This window comes from Hyphomonas atlantica corrig., from assembly GCF_017795365.1.
GTDB classification, from domain to species: domain Bacteria; phylum Pseudomonadota; class Alphaproteobacteria; order Caulobacterales; family Hyphomonadaceae; genus Hyphomonas; species Hyphomonas atlantica.
This window is the reverse complement of the sequence record NZ_CP051254.1, coordinates 797,731-818,655: the sequence shown is the minus strand read 5'-3', so window position 1 is coordinate 818,655 and position 20,925 is coordinate 797,731. Positions and strand designations below refer to the sequence as shown.

Genomic DNA, 20,925 nt, shown 5'->3' with positions numbered 1-20,925 from the left:
GATGACTGATACGGACTTCCCCGGAATTGCCAAGCGCCGCGCAGAGATCCTGAGCGATCTGGAGCGCCTGTGTGATACGGCGCCGACACTGGTTGCAGTGACCAAAACCCAACCTGACGAAGCACTGAAAGAGATTCTGGCGACGGGCCACCGAGTATTCGGTGAGAACCGCGTTCAAGAAGCCTACCAGCATTGGGAGGACCGCAAGGCAGACTATCCAGACCTGGAACTTCGATTGATCGGGCCGCTTCAATCAAACAAGGCGGAGGACGCTGTGCGCTTGTTCGACGTCATTGAAACGATCGATCGGCCGAAACTGTGCCGGGAGTTGGCCAAGGCTGAAGAGAAAACAGGGCTGCGTCGGAAATATCTGATCCAGGTCAATACGGGTGAAGAGCCACAAAAGGCGGGTGTTTCACCCGATGGAGTGGAAAGTCTGCTCCAGATAGCACGTGAGGCAGCGCTGGATGTGGTCGGCCTGATGTGCATTCCGCCTGTCGAAGAACCCGCCGGTCCTCACTTTGCCCTTCTGGCCAAGATCGCGGGGCGCCTTGGTTTGGAACAGCTCTCCATGGGCATGAGCTCTGATTACGAGACAGGCGCGCAGTTCGGCGCGACCCATGTGCGCATCGGAACCGCCCTGTTCGGGCCTCGCGATTATTCAGCCTAGAACGAGATTTCGATTTCGGTACCCGGAAGCATCAGTTCCAGAGCCGCAAGCAGGTCGCTTTTTTCGAGCGCGATACAGCCTTCCGTCGGCTCATAGTTCGGCCGGGCAATGTGCAGGAAGATCGCGCTGCCGCGTCCGGCTTCGACCGGATCATCATTGTAACCCAGCTCGACGATCACATCGTAGACGTGGTCATCTCGCCAGAGTTTTTCGTGACTGGCCGCGAAGGGCAGTGAGACCGGACGATTGTAAAGCGGATGGTTCGCGGCGTCGCACCAGCCATCATAAGGCTTGAGCGGTACCAGTGGCAGGCTGGTCACGGGCGGTTCTACCCGGTCGGGCCTGTAGAAAACATTGCGTACCGGCCACACCCCGACAGGGGAGGCCCCGTCCCCTTCGCGCTTCTGTGACGCGGTAACGACCCCGCCCTTTCCCAGCGCGCAGCGGGCGGTGAAGCCGGGGCCTGAGAATTTCCCCGTCGGGCTTGCGGTAAATTTCAGGCTCACCAAATGCTCCCAGACTTGTGATCACGCGTCATGGAAAGTCATATGGCATCTGTCGCCAGTCGCAATACACAGCGACGTTCGAATTCGAAGGAGACGCCCGTGACAGGCAAAAAGACCATTCTGCTGGTAGATGACGATGAAGACCTGCGCGAAGCGCTCGCGGAACAGTTCGATCTGCATGACGGGTTCGACACGCTACAGGCGGCAAACGCGCATGAGGGGATCACCCACGCGCTGGCGGAGCGGATCGACCTGATCCTGCTGGATGTAGATATGCCGGATATGGATGGCCGCGAAGCCTGCAAACAGATGCGGCAGAAAGGCGTGCGCGCACCAATCATCATGCTTACGGGTCAGGATGGCGATGCCGATACGATTCTCGGGCTAGAATCCGGCGCGAATGACTATGTCACCAAGCCGTTCAAATTCTCAGTGTTGCTGGCGCGCGTGCGTGCACATCTTCGCAGCTTTGAGCAATCCGAGGACGCTACATTTCAGGTGGGGCCTTATGAGTTTCGCCCATCGATGAAGTTGCTGGTCACGGAAGACGGCCGAAAAGTGCGCCTGACCGAGAAGGAAACCAACATCCTGAAATATCTCTATCGCGCGCAGGGCAAGCCTGTTGCGCGGGACGAGCTCTTGTCAGAGGTGTGGGGTTACAATGCAACCGTCACAACCCACACGCTGGAAACGCACATCTATCGCCTGCGCCAGAAAGTTGAGCCGGACCCGGCTAATGCCCGCTTGTTGCTGACAGATGCTGGCGGTTATCGCCTGCAACCTTAAACCTTCATTTCGACGCTTATTGGCGCGTGGTCCGAAGGTTTCCAGCCTCCACGCCATGCGAGGTGGATCTTGAAGGTGTCGATCTTCGTATCGGGCAGTGCAGCGGGGTTCATCCAAATATGGTCGAGCCGGCGTCCGCGATTGCTCTTGGCCCAGTCCTTCGCGCGATAGCTCCACCAGGAATAGAGTTTCTGGTGGTCCTCTACCGCCAGGCGAGCAATGTCCACAAACGCGGCCTGGTTGCGGGAGTCTTCCAGACGTTCGGTTTCTCCCGGCGTGTGGGATACGATCTTCAGCAACTGCTTGTGTGACCAGACATCGTTTTCGTGCGGCGCAACGTTCAGATCGCCCACCAAGACGCGCGGCGTCTTTGACTGCTTCTTGTAGGCAGGTCCCAGTCGCTCCAGAAAATCGAGTTTGTGGGCAAACTTGTCATTCACCTCGGGATCCGGCTCATCGCCGCCAGCTGGCAAGTAGATGTTGTGGACTTCCACGCCGGCCACTTTCGCCGCGATCACGCGCGAATGTCCGTGGCGGCACAGGTCTGGTGCCTCGATGCGCTCGATGGGCAGACGCGAGGCGATGGCCACGCCATGATGCCCGCCCTTCTGGCCGTTCAGCACGAGATGCGGCAACCCCATTTCCTTGAAGGCCTTTTCGGGAAATTCGCCGTCCTGGCACTTTGTTTCCTGCAGACAAACAACATCCGGTTGCTCCTCCGCCACAAAGGCGGCGACGTTTGGCGCACGCAGGCGAACAGAGTTGATGTTCCAGCTGACGATTTTGAGAGAATTAGACATTCAGGCTGCGTAGCAGTGTTTCCTGAAACGTCAACGCGCCCGAACGCGGGGAAGTTCGGGCGCGCCAGACGCTTGCTTTACACGTCTCGTCGGGAGGGGAAGGCTCCGACGGTGGATGACACAAGGATTGCAGCGGGGGGTCAGTTGCTGCGCTCGATTTGCTTCGTCATCGACAGTTGCAAAGATGTCACTCCACAGAAAAAAATCAAGTGAATAATGTGTTATGTCCTTGGGTGTGGTGCAAACACGTCAGTTCTTATCGAAATCCTTCAGAACAAACAGGCGCGGATTGAGGCGCTGACCGTAAGAAACATCGGTCAGCTGGACCTGTGTCAGGTTTCCACCGCTGTCCAGCGTGTGCCATCCGGTCAGGCTCATATCGCTTTCTTGCATGACGAGAGTCAGCGTGCCATCCATTTCGCCAGACTTGTCGCGCAGGGTGATTTCCACCCGGCCATTTCGGTTGGTTACGTCCAACACATCCGCCTCTGTGGCGAAATCGATGTCATCATCCAGCAGCAAGGCGAGCGGTGTGGTTCCGAGGGGAACCCGATCAGTGGTTTCCAGCTCGGAATCCTGAAGACCGACGGTTGTGCCATCGCTCACGACGAGCAGGGGGCTTGGGTCATCATATTCAAACCGAACCTTACCGGGGCGCGACAACGCAAATCGGCCAGTGGATTCGCTATAGTCCGGTGACAATTGCTCAAACGTGCCGCTGGCTGTCTTAACCTTGGCCAAGGCCGTAGATGCTCGGTTCAGAAGGCGCTGACGATCAGCCTCGCTCAAGCCGGCCGGTTCGGAAACTTGCGGTGCTGGCGCTGCGGCCTCAGTGGCCTGCAGGCTGAGTGGGAGCGGCGACGTTGCGATTGCGGTGATCGCTCCAAGGCTTGCCAGGATATTCAACATTTTGCGGTCTCCTTAGTTCGTTGACCAATGGCCTAGTACTTAAGCGCGCGGGCCTTGCAGAAACAGGGCGCGAAAAAGGTATTTTCGTCGCTTTTCGTTGCGCGCGGTTCACCTTCAACAAGTGCAACACCGGAATTGACTGCCAGATGAACGTAGACCGCGTGCTTCGGTGTCAGGCCGCTGCCTTGCGAAATGGGATGCTGCGGCCCATGTTCCGTGCAGATATTCAAGGGACACAATACCTATGACCGATACGGCATCGCTGAACATCAAGGACACGACCGATCAGGACTTCATGGCAGACGTCGTGGAGGCGTCGGAGAACCAGCCGGTTATCGTTGATTTCTGGGCGCCCTGGTGCGGTCCTTGCCGCACGCTGGGCCCGATCATCGAAAAGGCGGTCGACGCGCGCGGCGGTCAGGTCAAGCTGGTCAAGATCAACATTGATGAGAACCCCGCCTATGCCGGTCAGCTCGGCGTGCGCTCTATCCCGGCGGTTTACGCCTTCGACAAGGGCCGTCCGGTTGATGCTTTCATGGGCGCGCTTCCGGAAGGCCAGATCAACGCCTTTATCGACAAGCTGCTGAGTGGCACCGATGCCGGAAAGATGCTGGCCGAGGCGCTCGAACAGGCAGAAGCGGCAAGCCAGGCTGGCGATATCGGTACGGCCGCCCAAATCTATGCAGCAATTCTCCAGCAGGAACCTGAAAACGTTACTGCGCTGGCAGGCCTTGCTCGGTGTTATCTTGCCAATGGTGACAAGGAGCGCGCCGAAGCCACGCTGGAAATGGTGCCGGAAGACAAGCGCAATGACAGTGCCGTCAAAGGCGTTCGAACGGCAATTGACATGATGGGCGATGACGCGGCCGCTCCGGATGAGTTTGAGGAGGCGCTGTCAGCTGTACTCGCTGATCCGGACAATCATGACCAGCGCTTCGACCTTGCCGAAAAGTACGCCGCGGCAGGGCGTTTCGGGGACGCCATTGACCATCTGCTGATTATCCTCAGCGCCGGCCTCGACTGGAAAGAGGGCAAGGCCAAGGAAAAGCTGCTACAAATGTTTGAAGCGGCTGGCGCAACTGACCCAGCAACCGTCAGCGGTCGGCGTCGTCTGGCGTCTCTCATGTTTGCCTGATGGCGTAGGCGCGCCACATCCCTCTTTCAGGCAACACCAGAAAGAGATCGAGTATATGTCACAGCCCAGCTTCACGCGCCTTTCCGAACTGCCCGAGGAGCTGGCTATCTTTCCGCTGCCGGGGGCGTTGCTGTTCCCGCGCTGGCAATTGCCGCTCAACATTTTCGAACCGCGCTATCTGAACATGATTGATGACGTCATTCAGGATACGCGGATGATTGGCATGATCCAGTCTGTGGGCGGCTCCAAGGCAAAACCGGATGTTGCCCATACAGGATGTGCTGGACGGATCACCGCGTGGTCGGAAACCGGCGATGGGCGCTACCTGATCACGCTGACCGGAATTGCCCGGTTTGATGTGAAGGAAGAACTTTCCGTGATGACGCCCTATCGTCAGGTCGTGCCAGACTGGGCACCCTATGAAGCGGACCTGAAAGACGTTCCAGATTCCAAACTTCCTGACCGGTCTCGTCTGGTATCTGCACTGCACGACTATACTGAGGCGCACGACATGTCGACGGATTGGAGCGCTGTGGACGAAGCGCCGCTGGAAACATTGGTCAATGCCCTCTGCTCCGGATGTCCATTCTCCGTAATGGAAAAACAGGCGCTCGTTGAAGCACCTACCTTGAAAGATCGCGCTGAAACGCTCATCACCCTGCTTGAAATGGATGTGTCCGGCGAAGACGGCGGCACGCTGCAATAGAGGCTCTCATGTCCGATGAAACCGCGACACAGCGCTTGGGCCCTTCCGGGGTTGATCCGCGCCTACTGGAAATCCTGATCTGCCCGGTCAGCCGCCAGCCGCTCAGTTATGACCGGTCAAAAGATGAACTCGTCTCCCCGAAGGCCCGGCTTGCCTATCCTATCCGCAATGGAATTCCGATCATGCTCGCGGATGAGGCGCGAGACCTGGATGCCGTGGAAGTCGATGACGAGCCCACCGCATGAGCGAACCATCCTGGCCCACAAAATTGGCATTCAGAAAATCAGCCCAGGAATTGGCCATTGCGTTCGAGGACGGGGTATCCGGTACGATTGCCTACAAGCGCCTGCGTGAAGAGAGCCCCTCTGCAGAGGTGCGAGGACATGGCGGCGGACCCAAGCCGCCACAGGCACCTGTGCCGGAAGATATCTCTGTCGTCGGAGCAGAGCCAGTTGGGCGCTATGCCATCCGTATAAGGTTTTCAGACGGGCATGATTCCGGGCTCTATACTTGGAAACTCCTGCGGGAGCTTGCAAAGCCGGACTAGCGCATCAAGCTCGGCAGATGGGCCTGATCGGCGCTTGCCTGGCGGGCGAGTGCTTGACGTAGTGGGGTGATTTTTTGCGCGAGGGAAAGCGCAAGACCTCGAAGGGGCTTAAGAACCGCGCTGTCATTCGTGAAGGCCTTGTCGATACCATCCATGAACATGGCGGCCGCCGTTGCATCAAACCGGCGCCATTTCTCGTAACGCTCCAAGCTCACATCTGATCCCGGATCCAGGCCCACATCCCGCGCGTCACACATGACATCAATCAGCGCACCAACATCCTTGAAGCCCAAATTAAGCCCCTGTCCTGCCAGCGGATTGATCCGGTGTGCAGCATCGCCGACTAGCGCGGTGCGAGGCCCTACCATCCGCGTCGCCAATTGCATGACAAGTGGATAGGCGGAATAGGGACCATCAATTTCCATGGGCCCGGCAAAGTCAGCAAAGCGGGCATTCAATTCGGCATTGATGTCTTCAACCGGCAGGGCAGCAATCGTCTCCGCCGCGCCGCGTTTCATGTACCAGGCAAGATTGGCGCGATTGTCAGGCATAGGCAGCGTGGCGAATGGGCCTTCGGGTGTGAACAATTGGCGCGCAATGCCTTCATGCGGGCGGCCCAGCTTCACGTTCGCCGCAAAGACAGACTGATTGTAATCGTGTCCTTCGGTCATGATCCCCACAGACTCGCGCACCGCCGATTTCATGCCATCACAGGCCGCGACAAGGCGCGCGCTGATTTGTGTTTCGTCGGACAGGGTGAGAATCGCTCCGGAATTGTCCGTTTCCATGTCCCGGAACAGTTTTCCGCGGATCCAGTGGATCTGGTCCATGTCTGCGCATGTGCCATCTAGCGCCGCCTGCAGCGCGGCGGCCGGTACCATCTGGCCGAGGGGTTGGCCGTCCGGATCGTCGGGCAGGTCTTCATTGCCGAACAACACGCCGGGCGCACCGAACCAATGGGTTCCGCCATCGACTGCTTCAAGACCGTTGAGGGGTTCAGTCGATCCGCAGAGCGCGTCTGTAACGCCAGCTGCGCCCAGCAAACGCCAGCTGCCGCGCACAATCGCAAAGGTGCGAGTATCCGGGCGTGGCGCGACGTCCGGGTCGCGCGCATCAACAAGCGCGACCGAAAATCCTCGCTGCGCTGCCAGGATGGCAAGCGTCGTACCTACGGGGCCAGCGCCGATGATGGCGAGGTCATACGTCTGGTCAGACCGGGGGTGCGTTTGAGTCATGAGCCTTAGCTAGTGACGCTGTTAGCAATCGTCCAGCGATGATGGAGTTTTAGGCGATTCGCCGCATCACTGCCCATGCTTTGACCATGCCCCCCCAGAAAGACCGGTCATCCCCCATGCTGGTGCGACATTCGCACGGGCCCGCAATCATATCGGTTCTGGGAGAGCGCGGGGGGTCCCGAGCTCTGCAGTCTCGTGACGAAGGAGGGGCCGATGGGCCAAACATTAAAAAATACAATACGCGGAGCAGCGTTGCTGCCAGCCGCTATCATGGCAAGCGCAGCAGCTTATGCCCAGGATGCTGACATGGAAGCCCGGCTTGCGGCGCTCGAAGAGAGCGTTGCTGGAAGTGCCAGCGCCTATGTCGACAACAGCTACCTGTTCCTGATTGGCGGCATCATCGTGATGTTCATGGCCGCCGGTTTCTGCATGCTGGAGGCAGGCCTTGTCCGCTCCAAGAACGCAGCAATGCAGTCGACCAAGAACGTCGCCCTGTTCTCTGTTGCGGGCATCATGTTCTGGCTGATCGGCTATAATATGGCCTACCCATCTGCCACAGTCGCCGCCGGCCTGTTCGGCATTCCTGATTTCATCTGGTCCAGCGCACCACTTGAAGAGTCGCACGGGGATTATGCGGCTGCTTCTGACTGGTTCTTCCAGATGGTCTTTGTGGCAACGGCCGCATCCATTGTATCAGGTACGATCGCTGAACGCGTGAAAATCTGGCCATTCCTGATCTTCACAGCCCTGCTGACCGCGTTCATCTATCCGATCGTGGCATCTTGGGAGTGGGGTGGTGGTTACCTCGACTCCGCTTGGGACTTCTCTGACTTTGCTGGCTCTACTCTGGTTCACTCAACCGGTGGCTGGGCAGCTCTGGCAGGCGCCATCATCATCGGGCCACGTATCGGCAAGTATTTCGGCAAGCAGGTGAATCCGATGCCGGGCAACAACATCCCGCTCGCCGCTCTCGGTACGTTTATCCTCTGGTTCGGTTGGTTCGGCTTCAACGGTGCGTCCCAGTTGGCCGCTGGCTCTATCGCTGACATCAACTCCGTCAGCCAGATCTTCGCCAACACGAACCTCGCTGCAGCAGGTGGCGTAATCGCGGCAATGTTCACGACAGCCATCCTGTACAAGGGCAAGATCGACGCCACGATGGTCTTCAATGGTGCGATCGGTGGTCTGGTGTCCATCACGGCTGAGCCGCTGGCACCAAGCATGGGGGCGTCCATACTCATCGGCGCTGTCGGTGGTGTCCTGGTTGTTGTCTCCGTACCGCTGCTCGACAAGTTCAAGATCGACGATGTGGTCGGCGCAATCCCGGCTCACCTCGTCTGCGGCATCTGGGGCACAATGGTGGTTCCGTTCTCGTACACGAACGCCATCATGCCGAACGAAGCTGGCGACCCGAACTATATCGGCCAGCTGGTCGGCGTGGTTCTGACCGGTGTCTTCGTGATGATCGTGTCTGCCATCATCTGGTACGTTCTCAAGCTCACCATCGGCGTGCGTCCGACGGCCGAGGAAGAGGAACTCGGTCTCGACAAGTCCGAGATCGGCCTGGAAGCCTATCCGGAGTTTGCAAACTAAACTGCGTAACCTCCCAAGAAAGAAGCCCCGGCAGAGCGATCTGCCGGGGCTTTTTCCTTGGCACAATGGCCAGAAGGGGAGGAGCCTTATGACTCTGTCTCTTCTTCGTCGGTCAGCTCCAGATCAGCTGGAATGATGACCGTATCGACTGCGTGGATCACACCATTTGATGCGTCGATGTCAGCAGCGACGACCGTCGCATTGCCAATTGTAACGCTGTCGCCTGTCTTGCGGACAATCAGGTCTGCGTCTGCCATCGTGGCGACTGTGTTGTCGCCTTCGACCAGCGCGCTGCTCATGGTTTCACCCTCGACGACATGCGTCTTCAGAATTGATTTCAGCGTGTCGTTGGCCTCACCGGATTTCAGCTTGGTGACCAGTTCAGGGTCCAGCTTTTCAAAGGCGGCATTCGTCGGCGCGAAGACAGTGTATTCGCCATCGGCGTCCAGTTTTTCATTCAGGCCGGCCTGTTCAACCAGTGCAACGAGGGTCGTGAAGCGGGCGTCTTCAGAGGCAAGCTGGGCGATAGTGCCCTGCATCGCGGTATCGGTCATCGCGTCGGTTTCAGACGCGTAATCAGGTCCGCCCATACCCATTTCTGTATCGGCTTCCAGATCAGCCTCTGCGGTGACCTGCTTGTCCATGTCGGCCTTGTCCCATTCATGGGACTTGGTGTCGCCGGTCGGATGTTTGCGATCAGCATCGGCCGTCATCGTGTCGGTGTCTGCCTGCGCGGTGAATATCTGCTCTTCGCTGGCCTCGGTCGTGTCAGATGATTCAAGAACATCCAGCTGAAGCGCGTTCAGCTCTTCAACAGACATTTCATCAGTGTTTACGTCTGCCTCTGCCTCGATTGCGGCCGAGGTGTTAATTTCTGCGGCGGATTCGTTAGTTTCCTGCGCCGTAGCGGCCATACCGGTTAATAGGGCGATGGTTGCGGGAACGATCAATGTGCGTTTCATATCGAGCTCTCCTTTGGGGTTGGTCTCGCTCGATCAATGGCGCCCCCGGCCTGAGAGTTCCCAAGGTTACAGAGAATACACGCGATTCCGCACACGCGATCAGCCTTCTTGATCTGGATCAATTCGGTCTTCAAAATCATCAAGGTCCAGGCACTCATGGTCTCCGAAAAGTTAATTTGCGCGCTGCAAAAGTTTTACGCGCGTTTGCCGGGCGTTAAGCGTGTTGCGGCAGAGTGAGGGCTCCCCCGCGACCCCAGTGGAGATGCCTCACCCCATGACAGATTACGTTTACACTGAAGATGACCTCCCAAGTGTTAGTGACCCGATCTGGCGGATCCTGACAGGGGCGGCGGCCTTCGGTCTGGGCGTATTCATCTGCGGAAGCGTTGGCTCCTACATGCCCAGCGATCCCAGCTGGAATGCAGCAACAGACGCGGAAGTTCAAAACCTGTTCGGCGGGCCCGGCGCGATCTTTGCGGATTTGTCGCGGCAGATGCTCGGCTGGTCAGCCTGGGCGGCGGGTCTTGCCATGATGATTGGCGGCGCCATGCGTACTGTGTTGATCGGCATGCCGCGCGTGCGCCGTTGGCTGATGGGTTTTGCGTTTGTGCCGCTTTCCGCTGCATTTTTCGCGGCATGGCCCGTGCCGGAATCCTGGCCATTGTCCGCAGGGCTCGGCGGCATGGTCGGGGATGCGCTATTCTATTACGCCTCCATGCCCTTCCGCGCCTTGCTCTTGCCATCACCGAACACTTGGGCGGGGGCCTTGCTCGGCGCGGCCTCCATGTGGGCCGCCTTGTCGGCCATGGGTTTCGGTCGCCGCGATGCGCAATTGTTGCAGCATGCCGCGACACAGTCCGGGCGTCATGCCGCGCGCAAGGCAACCGGTATTGGTGGCTTCCTCGTTTCTGTCGCTTCGCACTTCAAGCCAAAGGCTCAGGAAGTGGATGAGGAAGATGTGGAACGCGTCAACCGCGGCGCACGCGTCGTCAAAGGAGATGAGGAGTACGCCGATGCAGACTCATATGATGTCGACTATGACGAGGAAGACGACGAGTCCTACGAGGAAGACGAGACGTCCCTCGATGAGGATGAGATGTATGAAGATGAGGACGACGATTTCGAACCCATCCAGACGCGTCGCCTGTCTGTACCTGTGTCGAAACCAAAGGCGCCGAGCCAGCCGCGCGTGACCAAATCCGAACGTCGCCGCAAATCAACACGCCTGCCTTCCATCGACCTGCTCCAGATGCCAGAGGAGCGCGGCGACACGGTGGACGAGGATGCCCTGCTCGAAAAGGCTGCGCGCCTGACAGATGTGCTGAAAGAGTTCGGCGTGCGCGGCCGTATCAAGGAAGTGCGCCCAGGCCCGGTGATTACCCTGTTCGAGATGGAGCCGGCCCCCGGCGTCAAGTCATCTCGCGTGATCTCTCTTGCAGACGATATTGCCCGGTCAATGAGCGCCATCTCTGCCCGTGTGGCCGTCGTGCCCGGCAAGAATGCCATCGGGATCGAGCTGCCGAACGAGGATCGCGATACGGTCTTCCTGCGCACACTGCTCCAGTCCGAAGCCTATGTCGGAACGCGGGCCAGCCTGCCGATGGCGCTGGGTGAGGACATTGGCGGTGTGCCCACCGTGGTCGACCTGTCCAAGATGCCTCACTTGCTGATCGCGGGTACAACCGGATCCGGTAAATCGGTCGGCGTGAACGCTATGATCCTGTCGCTGCTCTACCGTCATTCGCCAGAGCAGTGCCGCTTCATCATGATCGACCCGAAAATGCTCGAACTGTCGATCTATGAGGGCATTCCACACCTGCTGGCCCCGGTTGTGACCGATCCGAAGAAGGCCGTGAACGCGCTGCAGTGGACTGTGCGCGAGATGGAAAGCCGGTATGAGCTGATGTCCAAGGCAGGTGTTCGGAACCTGGCTGGCTTCAACGACAAGGCCGCCAAGTATCGCAACAATGGCGACGAACTGATCCGCAAGGTGCAAACAGGCTTCGACGAACACGGCAAGCCGGTTTATGAATCAGAAGTTCTGCCTACAGATCATATTCCCAACATTGTTGTTGTAATCGACGAGATGGCAGACCTCATGATGGTTGCCGGCAAGGAAATTGAGGGCTGTGTTCAGCGACTTGCACAGATGGCGCGTGCCGCGGGCATTCACCTGATCACGGCTACGCAGCGACCATCGGTAGACGTTATTACGGGTACGATCAAAGCGAACTTCCCGACACGGATTTCCTATATGGTCACCACGAAGATCGACTCCCGGACGATTCTTGGTGAGCAGGGTGCGGAACAATTGCTCGGCATGGGTGACTTGCTCTATCAGGCTCCCGGCAAGAAATCGCAACGTCTTCATGGCCCGTTTGTGTCGGATGAGGAAGTTGGGTCTGTTGTCGATTGGCTCAAGGAGCAAGGTGAGCCTGACTATGTCATGGATGTGCTCGAAGCGCCTGACGATGGTTCCACAGGGTCAGCTGTCATGGATGCGATGCTCGGCACCAGTTCCGGCGACGAAGAGGATGACCTCTACGCCCAAGCGCTTGCCATTGTTGTGCGTGACCAGCGCGCCTCGACCTCATATCTCCAACGTCGCCTGAAGATCGGCTACAACAAGGCGGCTGGTGTTATCGACAGACTGGAAGAAGAAGGCGCGATCTCTGCGCCGAACCATGCTGGCAAGAGGGAAGTTCTCGCCAGCGCACGGCCAAGCCCGGAATAGTCCCACAAGCTTTGGTGGGTCACAAAGGAAGAGCCTCCATCCGACACAGAAGCGGGTGGGGGCTCGACCTTTTTAAACCTCAGCCCATCGGATACATGACATCCTTGGCAACGGCATCACACGCTTTCATGACATCGTCTGACAACTCTAAGTCAGCTGCCGCCAGTATATCCGCCAGCTGATCGAATTTGGAAACGCCAACAATGGTGGACGCAACGAAATCATGCTGTTTTGACCACGCTGTGGCAAGCGTCACCGGAGCCATGCCCGCGTCCTTCGCGATGTCCATGTATCGGCGCGTTGCTTCCAGGGACTTCTCATTCACGAAGCGTCCAGCCATCAGTGTCTGGCGCCCGCCATGCTGCAGGTAGCTGGAGAAACGTGCGCCTTCCGGAAGCGCGCCGTCCTGATACTTGCCTGACAGAACCCCACCTGCAAGAGGTGAGTACGGGATCAGGCTAACGCCTTCACGCCGACACACTTTGGCGAGCGCATCTTCGAAGCGCCGATTGTTCAGACTGAAATTGTTCTGAATGGTGTGATAACGCACCGTACCCAGGCGATTGGACGTCTCGATACTTTTCATCAGGCCCCAGGCGTCTTCATTGCTGCAGCCGACGACGCGAACTTTTCCCTCGCGGACCAAATCGTCCAGCGTTTCCATCGTCTCTTCGAAATCGGTGCCATGATCTGGCCAGTGCGTCTGGTACAGGTCGACATAGTCCGTCTGCAGGCGTGTCAGGCTGGCCTCGATCGCGCGGCGGATATTGTGTCGGTCCAGCGCCGTCATTTCCCCGCGCTGAGAGCCCTTGATCCATCCATGAGACGGGCCGCACACTTTCGTGGCGACGATGATCCGGTCGCGATCCTTGGTCTTCATCCAGCGGCCAAAGATCTCTTCTGTCCGCCCGGCCCAGTCCACCTTTGGCGGTACGGGGTAGTTTTCTGCCGTGTCATAGAAGTTGATCCCGGCGTCGAAGCAGGCATCCAGGATCTTGTGCGATTCGGCTTCATCGGTTTGCGACCCGAACGTCATTGTGCCCATGCAGATATCGGACACGTAAATGGCGCTCTTGCCGAGGCGGCGGTGTTTCATGGCGAGTGACTCCCTGTTTCGGCGTCAAGTCTAATGCCTGACGCCGGTATGACCAGAGTTGCCTAAGGGGCAGCGCGTTCGCTGGCCTGGATGCAGTCAGCCGCTTCCAATATGTCCAGCGCCGCGCCGAGATACGCTTCGTAGCGTTTCCACCGGGCGAGCGCGCGTGTGTAGAGGGGCTCACGCACCTGAGCGGAACTGGCCGTCGCGACAGGCGCAGCATTCCGATGGAATTCAATACATTGCGGCTCAAAGGCAAGCCCGCAGAAGTCAAGCAGGCGCCGGGCTTCGCCCTCAATGTTTGCCACGACGTTCTCATAATGCACTTGCGTAAACCGGTCAGCTGGCAGCGTGTCCGAGAAATGGCGGATCATGCGATCGAAGCCGACATAATAGTTCGCTGTCGCTTCCAGGTTCAGCGCGTAATCATAATACGGATACCGCGTCGCGAACAGTTGGCGGTAATTGCTGAGCACCGTATCGGCCGGATGCCGCCGCAGGCAGATGATCCGCGCGTTTGGCAATGCGGACAGGATAATCGGCGCATAGATCGCGTTTAGCGGCAGCTTGTCGATGAACCGCCCCGACAGGCCGAGCGTGGCCTTCACCCGCGCCATATAGGTCTGGCCCACCGTCGTGGCATCCACCCGAGCCGCAGCATTCAGTGTTTCCGCATCGAGCACATAGTTCGACTGCGTGCCCGACAATTGCTTCAGGGCGAGGCCGAAATCGGCAAGTTCCCCGGCTGAGGTGACCTCGCTGTGACTGGAGAGGATCCGGTCGACCAAAGTTGTGCCGGTGCGGGGCATCCCCACGATGAAGATCGGCGCAGCATCGGAAAATCCGCCAGCTCCCGGCTCATCCGCCGCGCGCTTTGCAGCCTCGAACACAGCCGCATCGAACGCCTCGTCATGGTGCAGGCCCGCCCATTTTACGGCCTTCGCGCGCGCTAGCCAGTGCATCGCATCTGCCGGACGGTTGAGGTCTTCATGCGCCTTGGCGAGTGCATGGCCGATGCGCAGGGCGTCATCGGCATCGTCCGCAATCGACGGGAAAACCTGCTCCAGCTGAGCGATCTCGTTCTGACTTTCTGTCTGTTTCGTGATCTGCACAATGGCTGCGCGCGCCCGCGTATCGGAAGGGTCCAGCGCAAGACATGTGCGGTAGGCATCGCGCGCTTCATCCATACGCCCGGCAAACTGTAGTGCCGCGCCATGATTGTAGTGATAGGCCGCCACATCCGACGCCGCATCCGTGGCACGCTGGTAAAAACCCAGGGACCGCGCGTGCAGGCCGGCCCGGCTGAAGACGACACCAAGCGTGTCCAGCGTGAACGCGTCATCCGGTTCCAGCTTCGCCGCCGCCTCAGCGCTCTGTACAGCTTCTTCCCGCTGGAGCAGGGCGATCTGGCACCGGGCCTTCTGCGCCAGAATGTCCGAACGGGGTGTCCCCACCGCCAGAGCCCGGTCAAACAGCTCAATCGCTTTTGAATGATTTGAATGGTCCGCCGTGAGAATGCCAAGCAGGTAAAAGGCGCGCGGCTCTGCCGGGTCAGCCTGCAGCGCTTTCATGCACAATCCATGGGCCTCCCGGTATTCCTGTCTGGCCAGCATGGCGGCTGCCTCGTCTAGCAGGGCGCTTTGCGGTGAATTTGCCCAATTATTGGTCAGAGCTGTGCTCCTTTCATCCTGTTCTGCAGACGGGTGACGCACAGGCGTGCCAAAAATCTTACTCCTTGGGAACAATCGTGCTGCCGTATGGGACGGCGGCGTGAGGGAGGGGTCCCTCCGATGTCCTGCTCAGGAAGGTGAGGTAGGAACTTAAGGAGAATTTTATGTCGAAATCCAGCTTGTTAAGACAGACCAGCCTCGCCGTACTTGCGACGGGCCTGGTCATGGGCGCCAATGCCCAGGAAGACGCCTCAGGCGACAGCGAACTGCGCGCGCAGACAATCACTGTAACGGCAACTCGCCGCGCCGAAAGCGTTCAGGACATTCCGTTGAACATTGCAGCGGTTGGCGGCGAACAGATCGAGGAGCAGGGCTTCGACGAACTGTCCGATATGCTGTCCTACGTGCCCGGTATCAACGTGGTGGATCGCGGGGGCCGTCAGGGCAACCCGTTGATCGTGCGCGGCCTGAATGCAGATGGGCTCGGCTCCGGCGACGGGAACAATGATGGTGGCGGCACGGTCGCAACCTATATTGGCGAAATTCCGTTGTTCGTGGACCTGAAGCTGAACGACATGCAGCGTGTCGAAGTTCTGCTTGGGCCACAGGGCACACTCTATGGTGCGGGTACGCTGGGCGGCGCGATTCGCTACATTCCGAACAAGCCGGATTTCGGCGGTGATCTTCTCGAAGTACGCTCTGAAGTCTCGAAGTATTCCGAGGCCGCATCCCTCAGCTATGAGACAGGCCTTACCTTCAACAAGGCGCTGGCGCCGAACTTTGCCATCCGAGGCTCGATCGACTTTGAAGACGATTCCGGCTTCATCGATTATCCTTATATCGTTCAGGAAATCGGCGTGTCTGACCCGGATCCGGATTTTTCCGATCCGTCTGACGTGGCTGCGAATCTGCGCGGCGTCTCCGACGCGAATGGTGAACGGACCGTGTCTGGGCGCCTTGCTGCGCGCTGGGAGCCGCTCGACTGGCTCGATGGTACGGCAACCTATTACTATCAGAAGTCGGACATTGATGGCCGCCAAGGCTCCAGCTGGCGCAACACGCTCCAGACCGGCAAGTATGAGCTGGCCAAGCGCGTCGAAGAGCCGAACGAGATCACGAACCAGCTGCTCGCGCTTGAGCTGACAGCTGATCTCGGCTTTGCGGAACTGACCTCTGCGACAGGTTATTCCCGCTTCGACGATGATGGCCAGCGCGACCAGACAGATCTGCTGATCTCTCTGGAATACAGCTATGAGTTGTTCCCGACCTTCACCTCCTTCACGCATGAGAAGGGCCGTGAAAACACCTTCAACCAGGAGGTCCGCCTCGTCTCGACGACGGAAAGCCGATTCAACTGGATCATTGGCGCGTTCTACAACAACTCAGACGTCACGTCGTATTCACAAGAATACACGCCGGGCTATGCGGACTATGTTGGTTTCGACCGTCCGGACGATCTGGAATACTATTCCCAGTTCTTCTCCGAGCTTGAGGAAATGGCTCTGTTCGGTGAAATCGGGTTTGAGATCACAGACAAGTGGACCGTCACGGTTGGCGGTCGCTACTATGAGTACGATCTTGAATCCTTCAGTGATGTGGATTTCCCCTTGTTTGACAGTGGCCCGGACTATCTGCAGCCGGTCGGCATCAATGATCTGGAAAACAGCCTGAAGTCTGACTTTGCGGCCGGCAGCCCCAACGGTACCGAACGCACCAGCCAGTCAGACGACGGAACACTTTTCAAGTTCAACACGTCTTATGAGTTCACTGACGATATTCTTGGCTATTTTACGGTCAGTGAAGGTTATCGTATCGGTAACTCAAACGGTATCGGCGTCTGCCCGGATTATGATCCGACAGACAACCAGCAGGGCGCCTGTGCGCTGTTGCCGGGACAGCAATTCGGGCCGGGTGCGGGCGATATCTCCACACGGGATGAGTCGCAGTACGGTCCTGACACCACAACCAATTATGAGCTTGGATTCAAATCAACACTCATGGATGGCCGGGTGACGCTGAACGGTGCCGTCTACTTCATCGAATGGTCCGATCCGCAGCTCACCTCCGCTACGATCAACGCATCCATTCCGATCACGGTGAACGCCGAAGGTGCGGAATCAAAAGGCTTCGAAGTCAGTGGAGCCTGGGCTGTAAACGAAAACCTGTCTGTCCGCGGCAGCTACAGTCACACTGAGGCCAAACTGACGGCTGATGCGCCGGGTCTTGTCGGTACCATTTCGCCTCCAGGCTTTGGCACAGTCCTTCTGGATGGCAGCGATGGCGACCGCCTTCCGGGCTCACCTGAAGACCAGCTGTCCGTTTTCGGTACCTATGTCATGCCGTTTGCAGATGGCGAACTTGCGTTCAATGCCGGCTACACATGGCAGGGCGACGTGCTCAGCCGGACCGGTGGACTCGGCGATGGCCTGACGCTGGATTCCTTTGGGCTGGCTAACGTATCCGCGGTGTATGACACGGGTGACTGGCAGGCGACCTTCTTCGTGAACAATCTGTTCGATGAGTTCTACGAAACCGGCGTCGTCGGCACGAATCTCTACAATCAGGTTCTGTCCGATGATCTCGGCGGTCCAGTCTATCAGCGTACCTACTACACGCACGTCGGCGCACCGCGCTCGATGGGTGTGCGTCTGAAATATACATTCGATTAGTCAGTCAAAAGACTTTTCAGCAAGTCAATCCCCGGGGTCGCCTGTCATGGGCGGCCCCTCCCTTTTTGGGGCATGGGATCAGCCCCCGTCCAGCAATTGGGTGAAGTCCACCACTTCGAACCCGTGTCCCGTTGCGCGCGCGAATACTTTCAGGTCGTCCCGCGCGATGGCCGTTGTGCCTGTATTGGTCAGCGGGTGGAAGTTCACCGGATCATGCGCCATCAGGGCCGCATCCACCAGAAAGCGCACGCGTCCTTCCCGGTCATTCATCAACGCGAACGCCGTAACGGATCCCGGTGTGACGCCCAGAACCTCTTCCATCAATTCCGGCGCGCCAAAGGAAAGCCGCCGCGTGCCGATCAGCCGGTGCAGCCGGTTCAGCTTCAACTGTGAGTGCGCCTCCGCTGCAATCAGGATGATGGTGCCATCCTTGTCGGTCAGGAACAGGTTCTTCGTATGCCCGCCCGGCATCGACGCTTTCAGGTCCCGGCCTTCCTCCACGGTGAAGACGGGCGCGTGCCAGTGCGTGGTGTGGGCAATGCCCAACTCATCCAGATAGGCGAACAGATCATCGGGGGTTGCAGTCATGGCGCCGTTTGGGCCAAGACTTGAGGCCTCGTCAAGCTTTGCCCCGGATACCGCTTCCATGCACCTCGACTGCTACAAGATCTATGATGTCGCGCCAGACCTTGTGCCCGCGCGCTCCAATCGCGACTGGATGGATGCGTTCACGGATCGCCATCCCTATCGCTGCCTGCCGCTGACCATGGCAAACGCCACGGGCTGGGAATTGCTGTGCCCGATGGACATCAAGATCAAGTGGAATGGCGGCAACCGGAATGAAGACATCCAGCTGCTGACCCGCGGGGATCCGAACGCCATCGCCAGCTTTGCCGATGCTCATTTCATGCGCGGAATCGTCACTTTCCATACAGGCCATCTGTTCCGCACGCCGCCCGGCTGGGGCGTCTGGGTCACCGGCCCGCCAAACTGGCCGAAGGATGGCATCTACCCGCTGACAGGCCTCGTTGAGACAGACTGGCTACCGTTTCCGTTCACGATGAACTGGCAGATGACCCGCCCTGGCGAGGTGATCTTCGAAAAGGGCGAGCCCTTCGCCTTCATCACGCTGATGGAACACAAGAAGCTGGAAGAGATCGAGCCGGAGCGGAAATTGCTACGCTCGAATGAGGAGCTGGTGAAGGAATATGACGCGTGGCGCGACAGCCGCGCTGATTTCAATACGCGTCTCGCGGGTGGCGAGGAAAACGCCATGAAAGAACGCTGGCAGCGCCACTATATGCGTGGCGAAAAACCCACCGGCGACAAGGCAGACACCCACCAGACAAAACGCCGCCTGAAACCGCCGAGAGAGGTATAGCGCGCTGAATATTCGCGCATGTGTCCGGATTTCCCGCCTCGCTGGCACATTCGCCTTGCTTGGCGCGGATATTGCTTTCGCGATAAGGTGTCCCGGTAGGCAGGAACAGATTTTATGACAAGGTATCCCGGCCTTTCGGTCATCATGGAATGGGAGAACGCCAAGCTCGCGGAGGCGGATCGCGCCGCAGACATGCTCGAATGTGTGTCCGGACAGATTGCGGCCCTGGCTGACCGGTTTGCGGACCCTGCCGAAATCCTGATCCTGCATGATCCAGAGGCCATTGATTCCAGTGCCCTGAAGCAATTCGTGGATTCGGTCTGGAACCCGAAGGCGTGCGCCGAGATCCGCATCGAAGCCGCCCACGATCTGGAATATTACGAGCAGAAGAATCTTGGCGCGACCCTCGCGACGCGGCCCTGGCTATGCTTCATCGACAGTGATGTCGTGCCGGAAGAGGCTTGGCTCGAAACGTTGCTGGAAGCTCGTCGCAGCAGCAATGCGGTCATTGTCGGCGGCCAGACCTATGTCGAACCTGTCAACCTGCTGGACCGGGCCTTCGCCCTGTTCTGGTTCTTCCCGCCGCGGTCGCCTGCGACAGAGGCTTTTGAAAGCGATCGCTTCTTTGCCAACAATTTCCTGATCGAGCGGGAAACCTTTCTCCGCGCACCGTTCCCGGACAGCGACCTGGTGCGGGGGCGCTGCTATGTGCTGGCCGACCAGTTGCGCAAGACAGGCGAACAGATCGAGATTTGTCCGGCGGCGCGCGTTTCCCATCCGCCGCCAAATGGCCTCGGCCACTTTCTGAAGCGTGCCGTCATTGATGGCCATGATGCCTGGTTGATGGACCAGACGCTCCGGCCGCAGTCTGATCCGCGTCCGTCGCTGTTCCCGCTGCGCAAGGCGAAGTGGAATCTGTCAGGTGCGTTCAGGCGCATCGATGAAGGGGCCGATGGTATGAAGCTTGGCGCGCGGGGGCGTCTCGTCGCCAAGGGGCTCGCGACCACCTATTATGGGCTTTCGATGATCGGGCACACTGTGTCCCCGCTTGCGCCCTCACTCGTTCGCCGGGCATTCAACGTCTAGCGGCTGGCCTTCTCGTCAATCCCGCTGATGCCCTGCCGCTTTTCCAATGCGGCGGCCACATCATTGAGGCTCACACCGCGGGAGCGCAGCGCGACGAAAGCGTGGTAGAGTACATCTGCCGCCTCGCTGGCGACGTTCGCATCACTCTCGCGGCGCACCGCTTCGGCCAGCTCCATGCCTTCCTCATGCACCTTTTCCGCGCAGGATTCCGGCCCCTTGGCCAGCAGCTTAGCCGTCCAGGATTTTGAGGCATCACCTTCCTTCGCGCGCGCGTCGATTGTGCTGCCGAGATGAGCGAGGGCCGCAGCAAGGCGGTCAGAAGAGCCAAGATCCGTCATACCTCCGCCATAGCGCACTTACGCGACGTGAGGAAGCGCGGGCGCTTGACGCGGGGCCCCGCTGGCGCACTTTTACGAAAGGAAACGCCACCAGATCAGGAA

At 58.7% G+C, this 20,925-nt stretch carries 20 protein-coding genes; 11 read left to right on the top strand and 9 right to left on the bottom strand.

The genetic code is table 11. From position 1 onward, the window contains the following. Position 1: 1 nt before the first annotated feature. Entirely contained in the window at positions 2–670 is a 669-nt protein-coding gene (locus tag HF931_RS04160) for a YggS family pyridoxal phosphate-dependent enzyme (RefSeq protein WP_273014179.1), read from the top strand. Here the strand turns inward: HF931_RS04160 and HF931_RS04155 are convergent. Beyond that, positions 667–1,176, bottom strand: a complete 510-nt coding sequence (locus HF931_RS04155; RefSeq protein WP_273014178.1) for a L,D-transpeptidase family protein — start codon at positions 1,174–1,176, stop codon at positions 667–669. The two genes, HF931_RS04160 and HF931_RS04155, sit on opposite strands and share 4 nt — an antisense overlap. Positions 1,177–1,275: 99 nt before the next feature. Here HF931_RS04155 and HF931_RS04150 point away from each other — a divergent pair, with 99 nt between their 5' ends. Then, on the top strand, positions 1,276–1,962 hold the full coding sequence (locus HF931_RS04150; RefSeq protein ID WP_035549803.1) for a response regulator transcription factor: 687 nt from the start codon (positions 1,276–1,278) through the stop codon (positions 1,960–1,962). Here HF931_RS04150 and HF931_RS04145 read toward each other — a convergent pair. Next, on the bottom strand, positions 1,959–2,762 hold the full coding sequence (locus HF931_RS04145) for an exodeoxyribonuclease III (RefSeq protein ID WP_273014176.1): 804 nt from the start codon (positions 2,760–2,762) through the stop codon (positions 1,959–1,961). The genes HF931_RS04150 and HF931_RS04145 overlap by 4 nt on opposite strands. 249 nt (positions 2,763–3,011) lie before the next feature. After that, positions 3,012–3,671: a LolA family protein gene (locus HF931_RS04140; RefSeq protein ID WP_273014175.1), complete on the bottom strand. Its 660-nt coding sequence runs from the start codon at positions 3,669–3,671 to the stop codon at positions 3,012–3,014. A 244-nt stretch (positions 3,672–3,915) separates the two neighbouring features. Here HF931_RS04140 and trxA point away from each other — a divergent pair, with 244 nt between their 5' ends. Genes trxA through HF931_RS04120 form a run of 4 tightly spaced genes read left to right on the top strand, consistent with a single transcriptional unit; the run spans position 3,916 to position 6,059 of the window. Continuing rightward, the gene (gene trxA, locus HF931_RS04135) at positions 3,916–4,806 is read left to right on the top strand and encodes a thioredoxin (RefSeq protein WP_035549698.1); all 891 of its coding nucleotides are present in this window, start codon (positions 3,916–3,918) and stop codon (positions 4,804–4,806) included. A 55-nt stretch (positions 4,807–4,861) separates the two neighbouring features. Next, positions 4,862–5,512 carry an LON peptidase substrate-binding domain-containing protein gene (locus tag HF931_RS04130; protein ID WP_273241975.1) on the top strand — a complete coding sequence of 217 codons (651 nt, stop codon included), beginning with the start codon at positions 4,862–4,864 and terminating at the stop codon, positions 5,510–5,512. Between the two features lie 8 nt (positions 5,513–5,520). After that, positions 5,521–5,757, top strand: coding sequence for a Trm112 family protein (locus HF931_RS04125; protein WP_273241974.1), 237 nt, complete (start codon positions 5,521–5,523; stop codon positions 5,755–5,757). Then, positions 5,754–6,059 carry a gamma-butyrobetaine hydroxylase family protein gene (locus HF931_RS04120; RefSeq protein ID WP_273241973.1) on the top strand — a complete coding sequence of 102 codons (306 nt, stop codon included), beginning with the start codon at positions 5,754–5,756 and terminating at the stop codon, positions 6,057–6,059. Before HF931_RS04125 ends, HF931_RS04120 begins: the two co-directional genes overlap by 4 nt. Here HF931_RS04120 and HF931_RS04115 read toward each other — a convergent pair. After that, positions 6,056–7,294, bottom strand: coding sequence for an FAD-dependent monooxygenase (locus HF931_RS04115; protein WP_273241972.1), 1,239 nt, complete (start codon positions 7,292–7,294; stop codon positions 6,056–6,058). The two genes, HF931_RS04120 and HF931_RS04115, sit on opposite strands and share 4 nt — an antisense overlap. 213 nt (positions 7,295–7,507) lie before the next feature. Here HF931_RS04115 and amt point away from each other — a divergent pair, with 213 nt between their 5' ends. Then, positions 7,508–8,887: an ammonium transporter gene (gene amt, locus HF931_RS04110; protein WP_273241971.1), complete on the top strand. Its 1,380-nt coding sequence runs from the start codon at positions 7,508–7,510 to the stop codon at positions 8,885–8,887. A gap of 86 nt (positions 8,888–8,973) precedes the next feature. On the opposite strand, the gene HF931_RS04105 is transcribed toward amt, so the two are convergent. Further along, complete coding sequence (locus tag HF931_RS04105; protein ID WP_273241970.1) at positions 8,974–9,849, bottom strand: fasciclin domain-containing protein; 876 nt, start codon at positions 9,847–9,849, stop codon at positions 8,974–8,976. Between the two features lie 274 nt (positions 9,850–10,123). Here HF931_RS04105 and HF931_RS04100 point away from each other — a divergent pair, with 274 nt between their 5' ends. Further along, positions 10,124–12,583 (top strand): DNA translocase FtsK, encoded by a 2,460-nt coding sequence (locus tag HF931_RS04100; protein WP_273241969.1) that lies wholly within the window; start codon positions 10,124–10,126, stop codon positions 12,581–12,583. Positions 12,584–12,662: 79 nt separating this feature from the next. Here the strand turns inward: HF931_RS04100 and HF931_RS04095 are convergent, their stop codons facing one another. Continuing rightward, positions 12,663–13,679 (bottom strand): aldo/keto reductase, encoded by a 1,017-nt coding sequence (locus tag HF931_RS04095; protein ID WP_273241968.1) that lies wholly within the window; start codon positions 13,677–13,679, stop codon positions 12,663–12,665. Between the two features lie 62 nt (positions 13,680–13,741). Then, the gene (locus HF931_RS04090) at positions 13,742–15,292 is read right to left on the bottom strand and encodes a tetratricopeptide repeat-containing sulfotransferase family protein (RefSeq protein ID WP_273241967.1); all 1,551 of its coding nucleotides are present in this window, start codon (positions 15,290–15,292) and stop codon (positions 13,742–13,744) included. 221 nt (positions 15,293–15,513) lie between these two features. Between HF931_RS04090 and HF931_RS04085 the strand changes: the two genes are divergently transcribed. Continuing rightward, the gene (locus HF931_RS04085) at positions 15,514–18,018 is read left to right on the top strand and encodes a TonB-dependent receptor (protein ID WP_273241966.1); all 2,505 of its coding nucleotides are present in this window, start codon (positions 15,514–15,516) and stop codon (positions 18,016–18,018) included. 78 nt (positions 18,019–18,096) lie between these two features. Here HF931_RS04085 and HF931_RS04080 read toward each other — a convergent pair whose 3' ends face one another. Beyond that, a complete protein-coding gene (locus HF931_RS04080) occupies positions 18,097–18,606 on the bottom strand; it encodes a prolyl-tRNA synthetase associated domain-containing protein (protein ID WP_273241965.1) in 510 nt (169 codons plus the stop codon). A gap of 58 nt (positions 18,607–18,664) precedes the next feature. Between HF931_RS04080 and HF931_RS04075 the strand changes: the two genes are divergently transcribed. Next, positions 18,665–19,399 (top strand): DUF6065 family protein, encoded by a 735-nt coding sequence (locus HF931_RS04075; protein WP_035549679.1) that lies wholly within the window; start codon positions 18,665–18,667, stop codon positions 19,397–19,399. A gap of 114 nt (positions 19,400–19,513) precedes the next feature. Further along, a complete protein-coding gene (locus HF931_RS04070) occupies positions 19,514–20,485 on the top strand; it encodes a glycosyltransferase family 2 protein (protein ID WP_273241964.1) in 972 nt (323 codons plus the stop codon). On the opposite strand, the gene hisE is transcribed toward HF931_RS04070, so the two are convergent. Continuing rightward, positions 20,482–20,823 (bottom strand): phosphoribosyl-ATP diphosphatase, encoded by a 342-nt coding sequence (hisE, locus tag HF931_RS04065; RefSeq protein WP_273241963.1) that lies wholly within the window; start codon positions 20,821–20,823, stop codon positions 20,482–20,484. The two genes, HF931_RS04070 and hisE, sit on opposite strands and share 4 nt — an antisense overlap. Between the last annotated feature and the right edge of the window lie 102 nt (positions 20,824–20,925).

Excerpts from the sequence above, each read along its gene's own strand:
- HF931_RS04160 (WP_273014179.1), top strand. The coding sequence starts at position 2 with ATGACTGATACGGACTTCCCCGGAATTGCCAAGCGCCGCGCAGAGATC.
- HF931_RS04145 (WP_273014176.1), bottom strand. The coding sequence starts at position 2,762 with ATGTCTAATTCTCTCAAAATCGTCAGCTGGAACATCAACTCTGTTCGC.
- HF931_RS04140 (WP_273014175.1), bottom strand. The coding sequence starts at position 3,671 with ATGTTGAATATCCTGGCAAGCCTTGGAGCGATCACCGCAATCGCAACG.
- trxA (WP_035549698.1), top strand. The coding sequence starts at position 3,916 with ATGACCGATACGGCATCGCTGAACATCAAGGACACGACCGATCAGGAC.
- HF931_RS04130 (WP_273241975.1), top strand. The coding sequence starts at position 4,862 with ATGTCACAGCCCAGCTTCACGCGCCTTTCCGAACTGCCCGAGGAGCTG.
- HF931_RS04125 (WP_273241974.1), top strand. The coding sequence starts at position 5,521 with ATGTCCGATGAAACCGCGACACAGCGCTTGGGCCCTTCCGGGGTTGAT.
- HF931_RS04120 (WP_273241973.1), top strand. The coding sequence starts at position 5,754 with ATGAGCGAACCATCCTGGCCCACAAAATTGGCATTCAGAAAATCAGCC.
- HF931_RS04115 (WP_273241972.1), bottom strand. The coding sequence starts at position 7,294 with ATGACTCAAACGCACCCCCGGTCTGACCAGACGTATGACCTCGCCATC.
- amt (WP_273241971.1), top strand. The coding sequence starts at position 7,508 with ATGGGCCAAACATTAAAAAATACAATACGCGGAGCAGCGTTGCTGCCA.
- HF931_RS04105 (WP_273241970.1), bottom strand. The coding sequence starts at position 9,849 with ATGAAACGCACATTGATCGTTCCCGCAACCATCGCCCTATTAACCGGT.
- HF931_RS04100 (WP_273241969.1), top strand. The coding sequence starts at position 10,124 with ATGACAGATTACGTTTACACTGAAGATGACCTCCCAAGTGTTAGTGAC.
- HF931_RS04095 (WP_273241968.1), bottom strand. The coding sequence starts at position 13,679 with ATGAAACACCGCCGCCTCGGCAAGAGCGCCATTTACGTGTCCGATATC.
- HF931_RS04090 (WP_273241967.1), bottom strand. The coding sequence starts at position 15,292 with ATGCTGGCCAGACAGGAATACCGGGAGGCCCATGGATTGTGCATGAAA.
- HF931_RS04085 (WP_273241966.1), top strand. The coding sequence starts at position 15,514 with ATGTCGAAATCCAGCTTGTTAAGACAGACCAGCCTCGCCGTACTTGCG.
- HF931_RS04080 (WP_273241965.1), bottom strand. The coding sequence starts at position 18,606 with ATGACTGCAACCCCCGATGATCTGTTCGCCTATCTGGATGAGTTGGGC.
- HF931_RS04075 (WP_035549679.1), top strand. The coding sequence starts at position 18,665 with ATGCACCTCGACTGCTACAAGATCTATGATGTCGCGCCAGACCTTGTG.
- HF931_RS04070 (WP_273241964.1), top strand. The coding sequence starts at position 19,514 with ATGACAAGGTATCCCGGCCTTTCGGTCATCATGGAATGGGAGAACGCC.
- hisE (WP_273241963.1), bottom strand. The coding sequence starts at position 20,823 with ATGACGGATCTTGGCTCTTCTGACCGCCTTGCTGCGGCCCTCGCTCAT.